15 protein-coding genes are annotated in these 13353 nt (G+C 33.4%); 7 read left to right on the top strand and 8 right to left on the bottom strand.

Annotated features, from left to right (window positions below):
• Nucleotides 1-60 precede the first annotated feature (60 nt).
• The 7 genes from B6C99_RS12245 (at nucleotide 61) to B6C99_RS12215 (ending at nucleotide 5284) form a co-directional block, all read left to right on the top strand.
• Nucleotides 61-357 (top strand): DUF6694 family lipoprotein, encoded by a 297-nt coding sequence (locus B6C99_RS12245; RefSeq protein WP_086360077.1) that lies wholly within the window; start codon nucleotides 61-63, stop codon nucleotides 355-357.
• Between the two features lie 232 nt (nucleotides 358-589).
• Entirely contained in the window at nucleotides 590-1441 is an 852-nt protein-coding gene (locus B6C99_RS12240) for a MurR/RpiR family transcriptional regulator (protein WP_086360076.1), read from the top strand.
• 200 nt (nucleotides 1442-1641) lie between these two features.
• A complete protein-coding gene (locus B6C99_RS12235) occupies nucleotides 1642-2073 on the top strand; it encodes a PTS sugar transporter subunit IIA (protein ID WP_086360075.1) in 432 nt (143 codons plus the stop codon).
• An 11-nt stretch (nucleotides 2074-2084) separates the two neighbouring features.
• Nucleotides 2085-2558, top strand: coding sequence for a PTS sugar transporter subunit IIB (locus B6C99_RS12230; RefSeq protein ID WP_086360074.1), 474 nt, complete (start codon nucleotides 2085-2087; stop codon nucleotides 2556-2558).
• Nucleotides 2559-2600: 42 nt separating this feature from the next.
• Nucleotides 2601-3398, top strand: a complete 798-nt coding sequence (locus B6C99_RS12225) for a PTS sugar transporter subunit IIC (protein WP_086360073.1) — start codon at nucleotides 2601-2603, stop codon at nucleotides 3396-3398.
• Complete coding sequence (locus tag B6C99_RS12220) at nucleotides 3395-4210, top strand: PTS system mannose/fructose/sorbose family transporter subunit IID (RefSeq protein ID WP_086360072.1); 816 nt, start codon at nucleotides 3395-3397, stop codon at nucleotides 4208-4210. Before B6C99_RS12225 ends, B6C99_RS12220 begins: the two co-directional genes overlap by 4 nt.
• 9 nt (nucleotides 4211-4219) lie before the next feature.
• Complete coding sequence (locus B6C99_RS12215; RefSeq protein ID WP_086360071.1) at nucleotides 4220-5284, top strand: tyrosine-protein phosphatase; 1065 nt, start codon at nucleotides 4220-4222, stop codon at nucleotides 5282-5284.
• 156 nt (nucleotides 5285-5440) lie between these two features.
• On the opposite strand, the gene B6C99_RS12210 is transcribed toward B6C99_RS12215, so the two are convergent.
• The 8 genes from B6C99_RS12210 to uvrA form a co-directional block, all read right to left on the bottom strand.
• Complete coding sequence (locus B6C99_RS12210) at nucleotides 5441-6049, bottom strand: YiiX/YebB-like N1pC/P60 family cysteine hydrolase (protein WP_086360070.1); 609 nt, start codon at nucleotides 6047-6049, stop codon at nucleotides 5441-5443.
• An 81-nt stretch (nucleotides 6050-6130) separates the two neighbouring features.
• Nucleotides 6131-6577: a DUF4878 domain-containing protein gene (locus tag B6C99_RS12205; RefSeq protein ID WP_086360069.1), complete on the bottom strand. Its 447-nt coding sequence runs from the start codon at nucleotides 6575-6577 to the stop codon at nucleotides 6131-6133.
• A 117-nt stretch (nucleotides 6578-6694) separates the two neighbouring features.
• Nucleotides 6695-7108 (bottom strand): DUF4878 domain-containing protein, encoded by a 414-nt coding sequence (locus B6C99_RS12200; protein WP_086360068.1) that lies wholly within the window; start codon nucleotides 7106-7108, stop codon nucleotides 6695-6697.
• A 226-nt stretch (nucleotides 7109-7334) separates the two neighbouring features.
• Entirely contained in the window at nucleotides 7335-8045 is a 711-nt protein-coding gene (gene truC, locus B6C99_RS12195) for a tRNA pseudouridine(65) synthase TruC (protein ID WP_086360067.1), read from the bottom strand.
• A gap of 23 nt (nucleotides 8046-8068) precedes the next feature.
• Complete coding sequence (locus B6C99_RS12190) at nucleotides 8069-8887, bottom strand: pyridoxal phosphatase (protein WP_086360066.1); 819 nt, start codon at nucleotides 8885-8887, stop codon at nucleotides 8069-8071.
• 85 nt (nucleotides 8888-8972) lie between these two features.
• Nucleotides 8973-9578: a recombination mediator RecR gene (recR, locus tag B6C99_RS12185; RefSeq protein ID WP_086360065.1), complete on the bottom strand. Its 606-nt coding sequence runs from the start codon at nucleotides 9576-9578 to the stop codon at nucleotides 8973-8975.
• A 200-nt stretch (nucleotides 9579-9778) separates the two neighbouring features.
• A complete protein-coding gene (gene plsY, locus B6C99_RS12180; RefSeq protein WP_143413943.1) occupies nucleotides 9779-10378 on the bottom strand; it encodes a glycerol-3-phosphate 1-O-acyltransferase PlsY in 600 nt (199 codons plus the stop codon).
• Between the two features lie 37 nt (nucleotides 10379-10415).
• The gene (uvrA, locus tag B6C99_RS12175) at nucleotides 10416-13256 is read right to left on the bottom strand and encodes an excinuclease ABC subunit UvrA (RefSeq protein WP_086360078.1); all 2841 of its coding nucleotides are present in this window, start codon (nucleotides 13254-13256) and stop codon (nucleotides 10416-10418) included.
• Nucleotides 13257-13353 lie beyond the last annotated feature (97 nt).

The raw sequence follows: 13353 nt of genomic DNA, 5'->3' as shown, positions 1-13353 counted from the left end.
ACCGTATTTAGTATAAAAATAACGCTGCTTATTAACACTATTTATTTTTAAGGAATGGAAATGTTTAAAAAATTATTAGCTGTATCATTACTAAGTTTTGTTTTAGTTGGCTGTGGTGATGATGCACCTAAACTTGATTTATCCTCTAAAGAGGCTTATACAACTTCTGCTCAAAAGGCTGGTGAAAAATTAAGCGACACTGATAAAGTTGCTTTTGCACGTGCTATGGTTAAAGTAGCAGCTACTGCAGCAACTAACCAAGCAAACTCTGGTGATGAAAATAAAATCTTTGCTGAAATTAAAAGCAAACTTGATGGTAAAACAGCTAAAGAAGTTATCAGTGAATTTGATAAATAATTTTAACTGATTAGCTATAAAACCCGCATCAGCGGGTTTTTTTATAAATAAATTTAACCTCATTGCGTAATTTATTTTTAATAATAAATATTATGATATATTTTAGTTCAATTACTTTTAGTTATGACAATTTAGTTTGTATATAGTTTTGTCGTTTAAAATTAATTTTTTTTAATTTTTTGAACAAATTTTATATACTTAAATCAATAGAACAATACATTTGAGGTGTCTAGTGATTGAGTTAAAGCTTAGAGAAGTAAAAAAAGACTTATCAACTAAAGAGCTTAAAGTTGCTTATTATATTATTGATAATATTCAAGCGCTCAAGAATATGAGCATTCAAACTTTAGCAAAACTTAATCACGTAAGTACCACCACTATCTTACGTTTATGCAATAAATTAGGATACAAAGGTTTCAGTGATTTCAAGGTCGATCTGATTGGCTCAATCCCTAAAAAACTTAATAATGAGATATTACAAGATGATATCAATTTGAATGATTCTCTTGTTGATGTGAATAGTAAAGTCCAAGCAATGGAAAAATCCTCAATCGATGAAACCCATTCTATCGTTAATACTCATGCACTCAATAATGCAATTGATTTAATTATTAATAGTAAGAAAATAATTATATTTGGTGTAGGTAGTAGTGGTTTAGTTGGTAAAGAGCTAGAATATCAACTTATCAAAATAAAGAAAGATGTCAATTGTCACTTTGATGCTCACATTACTCGTAGTCTTATCAGCACATTAGATAAAAATGATCTTGTTATTATTATTTCACACTCAGGAGAAACACCTGATTGTGTTGAATTATTAAAACTAGCCAGTCAATCTTTGGTTCCTTCTATTGCTATTACTAAAATGGGACAAAGTCAGATTTCATCCTTAGCTACCTTTGTTTTACATACTACATCTATGGAACATGCTTCAAGATTAATACCAATACGATCTAAAATCTCTCAAATATCTGTAGTAAATATGCTTTTAACTAATTTATTCATTCGCCAATATGATGAACGTTTACTCTTACAAACTCAAAATAGAGAAAAACGAAAATATCCGGCCAAAACAACAAAATAAGTACAAAAAAGGAAAACACAACTACTTGCACTCTAACTCATTACTTTTAACCATCATCTTCCTTTGCATAAATTTGATCTTGTTCACAAAATCATAAAAATTTCTTAAAAAATGGATGACTATTTGCCTTTGTAGATGTAATTTTATTACTAAATAAATAACAATGTTTAGTAATAAAATTACATAACAAGGAAATTTTTATGCCACATCCTTTACCCATCATTTTAGCTAGTCATGGTCCATTTGCTCAAGGCGCTTTAGAGTGTGCTCAAATGCTTATGGGCGAACAAGACAATGTTCATGTTATATCAGTTTTAATTGATAGTAATATCGATAATCTACGTCAAGAAATGCAAAGTATTTACAAAAAACTTAATCAAGGCAATGGCGTAATTATATTGGTAGATATTATGGGTGGAACGCCCTGTAATCTAGCCACTGAACTACTCATATCGCATGATGATGTATTGCTATTTTGTGGTTTTAATATTCCAGTGTTACTTCAAGTTTTAAATAATCGTGAAGGAACATTAAATGACGCCAAATTGGCTATTGAGGAAACTTTTCCCGAAAGCTGTAAAGATGTTCGGCAGATTATAAATGTTCAACAAGAACAATCTAATGAGTTGTAAGGAGAAGACTAATGCCAATAAATGTAGCAAGAATTGATGATCGCTTGATTCATGGACAAGTTATTACTACTTGGGTAAAAAACTATGACATAGAACAAGTATTAGTTATTAATGATAAAGTCGCTGGTGATAAAGTTCAGCAATCGGTACTCACTATGTCGGCACCTCCTGGTCTAAAAGTTTTAGTATTTGGGGTACAACAATTTATCGAAATTCTAAAAAAGACCCCGATCAAAAAAAGAACCATGCTACTTTTCACAAATAGTATTGATGTCAATGCGTTAGTTGAAGGTGGATTATCGCTGGAAAAAGTGAATGTGGGCGGTATGCGAATGCAAGATGGTCGACATCAATTATCAAGAGCGGTTTCAGTAACACCAGAAGAAGAACAAGCATTCAAAAAACTTATTACTAAAAATATTCCAGTTGAGGTGCAAATGGTTCCTAAAGATCCAATAGTCGATCTGCAATCACTACTTAACTAAATAATGTTTGAAAGTATTTATTTATAATTTGGAGGTTAACATATGTTAACGCAAGCTATTCTTGTCGCCATTTGGGCGGGAATTTGTTCATTGGATGATGTTGGTCCGCAGATGTTACGTCGCCCATTATTAACAGGTACCGTTGCAGGTATTATTATGGGTGATATGGTTCAAGGGTTAGCAATTAGCGCCACTCTAGAGTTAATGTGGATGGGTATTGGTAACGTAGGTGCATATTCCGCCCCAGACATTGTTGCCGGTGCCATTATCGGAGTTTCATTAGGTATTACTACTGGCGGAGGTATTGCCACCGGTATTGCATTGGGCGTACCTGTATCATTGTTATGCCAACAATTGCTTATTATATGGCGCTCATTTGCTTGTTTTTTAAATCCATGGGCAGAACGTTCTGTTTTAAATGGCGATTATAAAGCGCTGGCTAAAGTTCACTTTTTCTCAACACCACTTTGGTTTTTAATTCGAGCTGTTCCATGTTTTATAGCAATTTATTTTGGTAGTGATTTAGTTAAAACTATTTTAGATGCGATTCCAAAAAGTATCATTGATGGTATGGGCGTTGCTTCCAAATTAATTCCAGCAGTAGGTATTTGTATTTTATTACTGATGTTACTCAAAGGCAGAATGTGGTTCTTTTTCCTATTAGGTTTCATGCTAACAACCTATTTAAAATTACCAATTATTCCAGTGACATTTATTGCTCTAGCTTTCGCAGTCTTATATGACATGGCGTCAATTAATGGCAGAACCAGTAATAATAATGAATCATCCGATAACCAAACATCAATGAATAGCAACACTGAAGAGGAATATGATCTATGAGTACTCTACATAAAATTACCAAAAAAGATCTGAATCGTATCTTTTGGAACTTACAATCAATGTCATTTTCATATAACTATGAAAAAATGCAAATGATAGGATTTGCTCATTGTATGATCCCTGTATTAGATCGGCTTTATAAAGATGCTGATAAAGAAACTCGTATCCGTGCAATGAAGCGCCATTTAGAATTTTTTAATACTCAAATTAATGCTGGTGCGTTAATTTTGGGGGTCACCGCTGCAATGGAAGAGAAAACCAGTGAAGAAGAAAAAGATGCGGTAGTCTCTGTTAAAGCTGGTTTAATGGGCCCTTTTGCAGGTTTAGGTGATAGTTTACTTAAATTCACTTGGATGCCGATTTGCGGCAGTATTGGCGCAGCATTTGCGTTGCAAGGCAATATCATTGGCCCTATATTAATGTTTTTAATTTATAACCTTGTTAATGTATTAAGCAAATATTTCTTTATTCATTATGGTTATAACAAGGGTGTAGATTTAATTGAGCAATCAAAAAATTCAAACATTATTCAAAGAATAAGTAACTTGGCTAATGTTGTTGGTGTCATGGTCTTGGGTTCGCTCATTGCATCAACGGTCAAAGTTGCTACACCACTAACAATAAATGTTGGCGAACAATCGATTAAAGTTCAAGAAATGTTCGATAAAGTCATGCCAAATTTTTTAACCTTACTTTTTGCATTAGCCACATTCTTCATCGTTAGGAAGTTTCAAGGGAAATACACAGTTAGCTTAATACTGGCAGTAATGGTGATTGGCGTAATATTTTCAATGTTTGGTATTTTAAAGTAAGGAATAAATATGGTAGTTAAAATTAAAACAGCTTCATTAAATCGAAATAAGCAAGGCCAATTAACTGTCTCATTTGAAAACAATTCAGATCATCGTGTAGATTTATACTGGACTGAAGAAGCAAATGTTAATACAACAAATAAAACATTAATCAGTGAAGATATAAAATCGCCGTTTAGTTTTGAAGATCCTTTACAAGCAAAACGTCGTATTTATCTGATTCTACAAATTGGTAATGATTTTTCATTTTTAGTTGCCGAACGAACTTTACCAATTACAGGTCTAAATAATTTCCGTGATTTTGGTGGTTATATTGGTGCAAATGGGAAACGGGTAAAATGGGGATTATTATACCGTTCTAATCATCTTCATGGTTTAAAACCAGATGCGCAACAGTATATTAAAACATTAAACATTCAAACAATTATAGATTATCGTTGTGAAAATGAAATTAAAACTAGTCCGAATTCTTCAATTGGTGAAAAGCAAACCTTTAATTTTGATGCTTCAGCACAAACAGCAGAACTTGCAGCTCAATTTGCAGCCGATCCCAGCAATGAAGATCGAGCTCTAATTGAGAGTGTGTTGAGAGATATTCCGAAAGAATTAGTCAATGGCGAAGGAATTCAAGTTCTGGAGCAATATCGTAACTTTGTATTGAGTGAAAAGTCGAAGAATGCTTATCGACAAATGCTAAGAGTAGTATTAGATGGCAACAATAGTCCAAGTATTCAACACTGTCGTGGAGGTAAAGATAGGACTGGCTATGGCGTGTTACTTATCCAGATAATGTTAGGTGTATCTGAATCAGATATTATTTATGATTATATGTTAACTCACGATAACCGATTAGAACGTAATAAAATCAAAATGGAAGCTTATCGAAAAATAACCGATAATGAGGATGTTTTAGGATATTTGCTAAGTCTAATTGATACTCGTGAAAGTTTCGTATTAGAAATACTTAATACGATGAAAAAAGTTGCTGGAACACCAAGCAATTATATTAAACAAGAACTTGGTTTCACCGATCAAGATTTTGAAAAAATGCAGGCTATTTATCTAGAATCTTAACTTAATAACCTCTATCAAAAAGCGTAATTATTCCATTACGCTTTTTTTAAATCTATTCTCTTATTTGCTTTGTCAGAGGCAATTTTTCAATAATAAACGAACTGAACCGTGACTAATTAAACGTGATTTTATTATAAACCTTCCAGCATTAATTATTTAGTTGTCCGGATAACTATATATCCAAGTGATATCAGAATAATTGGCAAAAGCGCTCGGAAATAGATAATGACCACGCAATAAAGGGAAATTAGCATATTTCCATTCTGGGTTAAAATCAGATTTATATTTGATAATAACGTCATACAATAACGTAGTACAATATAAATGGTCTTCCTCACGAGAAGCGAGTTTAAACACCTCTCCTTGTTTAGTTAACAGCTCGGCAATAATTTGTGACTTTTGCTCGTCTGTTAAAAAGTTTGGCCGCGCTATGGCATATTTCTCAGCTAATTCTGGAGCAGTAAAGTCAGCCAAACTTGAAATAATAACTTGATTTGGAATATTTTCATCATCAGTAGTCGTGGCATGAATAACTTTTATTTCCGGTTCAATCGCGACAACCATGCCTATATGAGAAAATATACCGCCATCAAGTTTTTTTACAATAAGACTATCTGTTTGAACACCACTACGAAAAATCCAATCCCCAACATTAATTAATGAACTCTTTTCTTTATAGGAATTATCGGAATTTGCTGATTCTTGAGCATAAACTGGATTTTTTATAAAAAGAAAAAGAATAAAAATATAATAGGAAAATTTCATAAAGTTTGAATTTTTTCATTATTAATTTAAAAAGTTCAAAGATGAGATTCGCCTTTTTAAATTATCAAATAATTATAAGAGCTATTCCATATTAATTAACCATTTACCATCAACTTTTATTAATGAAAAATCTGACTTATTATCAGTTCCATTTTTAAAGATAATGGTTGTTTTGATATTAGCTCTAGTGTGATCATTATTATATTCGGTGGAAGATAATTCTACTCGATCAATACCACCATTTTGTTTTGTAGTTGCAACGGCTTTGTCGATAGCAATTTTCAATTTACTTTTTATTAAATCGTTAACATCTACACCTTTGGTTTTTAATTCATTAGGAATATATACAGCACCAGGAATATGGAAATAAGGAACATATAAAGCATCAAAAGTACCTTCAATATCGCCACTATAAGCATCTTTAATAAATTTCTCAGCTACCACTTCAGGCGTATTGTCATCTGAAAAACAGGCGGTAAGCACTAATGCTAACAAAAATACACTTAAAAATTTAACTAACAATTTCATATTGTATTTCCCTATTTGATATTTTATTCAATATGTTCCTATATTTATTTAATTACCAAAAAGTTAAATTAACTTTTTTTCTGTATATTTAAACAACCAGAATTGTAATGTTAAAAACTAAAAACCGACTTCAATAAACCAATTACCATCAACTTTGGTTAATTTAAGGTCTTCATTTTTATTAGCATTATCTTTAAATATTACATTTATTTCAATGATAGCACGGCTTTTATCATCGTTTAGATATTTAGTTGGTTTATATTCAACCTTATCAATGCCACCATGTTGCTCAGCATAAGCTTTAGCTCTTTTTGCTCCGTCTTGCAATTTACCGGTAATCATTGTGCTAGCACCTGAAGATTTTTCTTCCTCTGGAAAATAAATCATCTTTATTACAGCATCTGCATCGCCACTATAAATAGCTGATACATATTTTTCTGCGACTTTTTCTGGTGAGCTTTCACCTGATGAACACGCAATAGCGAATAAAGTTAAAAAGAAGATACTTATATACTGAGTTAATTGTTTCATTGTTTTTCCTAAATAATTTACTAAATTTAACTATTATTAATGCTTGAAAATGTTAACAATACTTTGAAAACATGATGATAAGTACTTAGCAGATCTTGTTAAAAATTTAGATATGCGGTTTAAGGTTATAGTAACTAAGTTAATAATGCAATAAAATTAGTTTTGCAAATAAAAAAACAAATACTACTAATAAATTCAAATTAATTAATCAATAAAATCATTAACTTCATCTAAAATTTTTTAATATTGTTAACCACTCTTCACTTAAATTTGCATGGATCGTTAATGGTTCATGGGTGACTGGGTGCATCATTTCGATAGTGCTAGCATGTAACATAAGACGTTTAACTCTAAAATAATGACTAAAAGCACGGTTTTGATGGAGATCACCATGTTTACTATCACCAATAATTGGATGGAAAATATGTTTTAAATGACGACGTAATTGATGTTTTCGACCGGTCTGCGGTTTTAACTCAACAAAACTGTACCTAGCTGTTTGATATTTGCCTACGGCAATAGGTAATTCTATTTTACTAATGCCTTTATAAAAGGTTATTGCTTCTTGAGCAGGTTTATCTTTGTTGGCAAATTTATCAGCAATTTTATCTAACTCTTCAACTAATGGATAGTCAATGGTAGCTTCACCATCAATATAACCTCGCACGATAGCATGATAAGTTTTTTCGATCTGTTTTTCCGCAAACTGTTGTGACAATAAACGAGCGATATCGCTAGATAAGGCAAAAACTAATACACCAGAAGTTGGTCGATCTAAACGGTGGATAGGATAAACATGTTGCCCTATTTGATCTCGCAATGTTTGCATTACAACCACTGTTTCATTTTTATCAAGCCAGCTACGATGTACTAACCACCCTTCTGGCTTGTTGATTGCTATTAAATTATTGTCCTGATAAAGGACCTCAAAAACCATGCTTAATTAACTAACCTATTTGACTATAAAAATAATTTTTCAAGTTCATTAGCAATACTAGGGCTATTGTTATCACCAATCGTATAACTAGCTTTGGCTTTAACTTCATCATCGGCATTGCCCATAGCAATACCTAGTCCAGCAACAGCAAACATACTAATATCATTATAACTATCTCCAAAAGCAACGATTTCACTTAAATTAATATTTTCATGTTCAGCCCAATGTTTTAATCCATTGCCTTTTGTATTACCTTTAACTGCAATATCGGCACGATTGGACCATGACCATTCACAAGAAAATTCATCAAGTGCATCAACTGCATCTGAAAATTGTTTTAAGGCAGGTAAATTATGACTACTGGTAGCAAATTTGAAAATCATATTTGCCTGTTCAATGACTTGTTCAAAATTATCAACTTTTTTGACTTCTGGTCGTAAAAATTCTGGTAATGAATTCAACCATTCAAAGAATCCCTCTAGATGATCATCAAGAACTTCATAATTCATAACTTGATCAGTATAAATCATGGTGTGAATACCAAATTGATTAACTAAATTCAACAATGTTCTTGCTTGTTGTTTTGTCATTGGCTTTGCAAAAAAATTCTGTTTTTTTTCAAAATCATATAAATAAGAACCATTACAACAAATTGCCGGTGTTGATAATTTGAGTTGATAATAATACGGATGAATTACAGTATGATGACGACCTGAAACCAAAATAACTTTAATACCTTTCTCACTAATCTTTTGGATCATTTTTACTGTTTCAGGCAGAATTAAACGATTACTACCCAGTAAAGTACCATCCATATCAAAAGCAACTGCTTTATATTTCATAACATCCCTCTTTCTAATTTTGCTAAAATCTACGAATATTTACTAAATAATCTATTTATCTGTTGCGATTAACCATAAAATAACACTAAAAGTCTATCTTTTGTCGACCAACAAATGAATGCGATAAGGTAGTACCGTCCACCATTTCAAGTTCACCACCTACAGGGACGCCATGAGCAATACGAGTCGCAACGATATTAAACTCATTACACATCTGAGCAATGTAATTAGCTGTTGCATCACCTTCAACTGTTGGATTGGTTGCTAAAATAACCTCATGAATTGATTCTGACGCTAATCGGTTTTTTAGTAAATCAAGACCAATATCGCTTGGTCCAATGCCATCTAGTGGCGATAAATGGCCAAGTAAAACAAAGTAACGACCACTATACTGTCCAGTTTGCTCAATGGCAAAAATATCTGCTGGAGATTCAACCACACAGAGCTGATCACTACTCTGACGGCGAACATTAGCACAAATAGTGCAGATCTCTTGCTCAGTAAAAGTTCTACATGCTTTACAATGGCCAATGTTATTCATTGCTTCATTTAGCTCATGAGCTAAATGAAGTCCTGCTTGACGGTTTCGTTGTAATAGATGATAAGCCATTCGTTGTGCTGATTTTGGACCAACACCAGGTAAACAGCGAAGTGCACTAATAAGTGATTCGAGTAACGAACTGATTTGCATGAATTATTTTGTTACCATATAGTTATAATAATTAATCAATAATACCTTGTTTCAATTATGTATAAAACAAGAAATATTCTATTATTTCAATTCCAAATTAATTAAACTTTAAAAAATCTAAGGTGAAATTAGTTGCTTTATACTTTTTAAATTTTCATCATTAATAATGATTAACAGTTAAAAATAAATATCCCATTAAGCTATTTTTTGTTATGCCTAGCATAGCTTTTTGGCTCTTCACCTTTAAATAACCGCATAATATTACTACTATGACGAATAATGATTAAGCAAGAGAGCATTGTCACAGGTAACGTCAACTCGGGCTTGAAAAACCAAACAAATAAAGGCGCAAAAAGAAAGCCGACAATTGCAGCGACAGATGAATAGCCAGTAATAATTAACGCCAAAAACCACGTTAAGAGAAAACAGCCTGTAAAATCAAGTCCAATAGGCGCCATCATGCCTAAAGCAGTCGCAACGCCTTTACCACCACGAAAATGAAAGAAGCAAGGGAAAATATGACCAAGACAAGCTGAAATACCAATTATGCCTAAAAAGAAAGGTGATATCCCTAGTCGATAAGCAATATAAACAGGAATCACTCCTTTTAACATATCAAATATTAATACGATAACGGCAGGTAAACGGCCATTAACTCTTAATACATTGGTTGCGCCCGGATTATGAGAGCCATGCAAGGAAGGATCATGTAACTTCATCACATGGCAAATAATCATGGCGCCAGACAGTGAACCACAGAGATAAGCAATGATGATCATTAATATAATTTGTAATGTCAAAATACCTCTCCTATGGTTACCGTAGTTTTAGTCTAGATTATTTATTTTTTTGTCGTTGCAATAATGGTTTTAAATATTGACCTGTATAAGATTTTTTCGATTTAGCAACATCTTCAGGGGTACCTTCAGCAATGATCTCACCACCACCACTTCCTCCTTCAGGACCTAGATCGATAATCCAATCAGCAGTTTTGACAACATCTAAATTGTGTTCAATCACTACTATAGTATTGCCCTTATCTCTTAAAGAATGTAATTGAGTGAGCAATTGTTTTACATCGGCAAAATGTAAACCTGTAGTTGGCTCATCAAGTATGTAAAGTGTGCTACCAGTATCTCGCTTAGATAACTCTTTTGCAAGTTTCACCCGTTGTGCTTCACCACCAGATAAAGTAGTTGCTGATTGACCAATGGTAATATAAGCAAGACCAACATCAATTAAAGTCTGTAATTTACGTGAAATCATAGGTACTGCATCAAAGAACTCTCGCCCTTCTTCAACCGTCATATTTAGGATTTCATTAATCGATTTACCTTTGTATTTAATCTCTAATGTTTCACGATTATATCTTGCACCATGACACTGATCACAAGGTACATAGATATCTGGTAAAAAGTGCATTTCGACTTTTATTAGACCATCACCTTGACAAGCTTCACAGCGCCCGCCTTTGACATTAAAACTAAACCTTCCTGGATTATAACCTCGAGCTCTAGCTTCTGGCACACCCGCATAAAGTTCGCGAATTGAAGTAAAAAACCCAGTGTATGTAGCAGGGTTTGAACGTGGTGTTCGACCTATAGGACTCTGATCAATTGCGATGACTTTATCAAAATAATTTAATCCCTTGATAGCTTCATAAGGTGCAATGTCACTTTTTTCTGCACCATTAAGTTCATTTTGAGCTAAAGGATACAAAGTGTCATTAATCAAAGTTGATTTACCCGAACCAGATACACCAGTAATACAAGTAAATAAACCAACTGGGATATTCAAGGTAACATTTTTAAGATTATTTCCCGTCGCACCAATAAGTGATAGCATTTTTTTCTTATCGATTTGGGTTCGCTCAGCAGGAATTTCAATTTTTTCTTTACCAGAAAGGTATTTACCCGTTAATGAATTTTTACATTCCATTATCTGTTTTGGCGTACCTTGTGCAACAACCTCACCACCATGAACACCTGCGCCAGGACCGATATCAATAACATAATCAGCAGCCATAATTGCTTCTTCATCATGTTCAACGACAATAACGGTATTACCTAGATCACGTAAGTGAGTCAATGTGTCAATTAAGCGACTATTATCACGTTGATGTAAACCAATCGACGGTTCGTCAAGAACATACATCACGCCAACTAATCCGGCACCAATTTGGCTAGCCAGTCGAATACGTTGCGCTTCACCACCCGATAAGGTTTCAGCAGAACGAGATAAAGTTAAATAATTTAAACCAACATTAATCAAAAATTGCAGCCGATCATTTATTTCTTTTAAAATCTTTTCAGCTATTTGCGCCCGTTGTCCGGTCAATGTTAACTTATCAAAAAAGTCCTTCGCTTGTTGGGTACTTAAATTACTAATAGTTGGTAAATTAGTATCGTTAATAAATACATGTCGAGCTGTTTTACATAACCTTGAACCTTCACAACATGGGCAAGGTCGATGGCTAATATATTTAGCTAACTCTTCACGAATTGTTTGTGAATCGGTTTCTTTATAGCGACGAGAAAGATTATTGATAATACCTTCAAAAGCATGTTTACGCTTCACAACGTCACCACGATCATTAGTGTAAACAAACTGTATTTCGTCTCCACCAGAACCATTTAGTAAAATATCTTTCACTTTTGCAGATAATTTTTGATATGGTTGATCGATGTCAAATTTATAGTGTTCAGCTAACGATTTTAACATCTGAAAGTAATAAAAATTACGTCTATCCCAACCTTTAATCGCCCCTGCGGCTAAGGAAACTTCCGGCATTTGAACAATTCGATTTGGATCAAAATATTGTTGTACCCCCAACCCATCACATTCAGGGCAAGCACCAGCTGGATTGTTAAATGAAAACAATCTTGGTTCAAGTTCAGAAATACTATAGCCACATATTGGGCAAGCAAAATTGGCTGAGAATAGATGTTCTTCAGCTTTTGGATCATCCAAATTCGCGACTTTAACAATACCATTGGTAATTGAAAGTACTGTTTCAATTGACTCAGCTAAACGTAGTTTCAAATCATCACGAATACGAAAACGATCGACAACCACTTCAATAGTATGTTTTTTCTGTAGCTCAAGTGTCGGAGGATCGGAGAGATCATAAACATCACCATCAACCCGAACTCGAATATAACCGCTAGCAGCAAGTTGTTCGAATAATTTCACAAACTCACCCTTACGCTCAGTAACCACTGGCGCAAGTAACATATAACGATTTTCTGCAGGTAATGCCATAATACTATCAACCATTTGCGAAACTGTTTGCGCCGCTAATGGTAAATTATGATTTGGACAACGTGGCTCACCAATTCGAGCAAATAACAGACGTAAATAATCATAAATTTCGGTGATTGTACCGACCGTTGATCGCGGATTATGTGATGTTGATTTTTGCTCAATCGAAATAGCTGGCGACAAACCTTCAATATGATCAACATCAGGTTTTTCCATTAGTGATAAAAATTGACGAGCATAAGCTGATAACGATTCAACATATCGTCTTTGCCCTTCAGCATATAAGGTATCAAACGCCAGTGATGATTTACCAGACCCAGACAGGCCAGTAATAACAACCAATTTATCTCTTGGGATAATTACATTGATATTTTTTAAGTTGTGTGTTCTTGCACCACGAATATCGATATCTTTAATTGACATAGATCTCTTCTTATATGTGTGTTTAGATAAATAGACAAAAGATTAACTGTATATTATACCAGTATGGAGTGATTAAATATACAACTATATA

It is taken from the genome of Gilliamella sp. N-G2 (assembly GCF_002142215.1).
Taxonomy (GTDB): Bacteria; Pseudomonadota; Gammaproteobacteria; order Enterobacterales; family Orbaceae; genus Gilliamella.
This window is presented reverse-complemented; position numbering and strand designations above follow the sequence as displayed.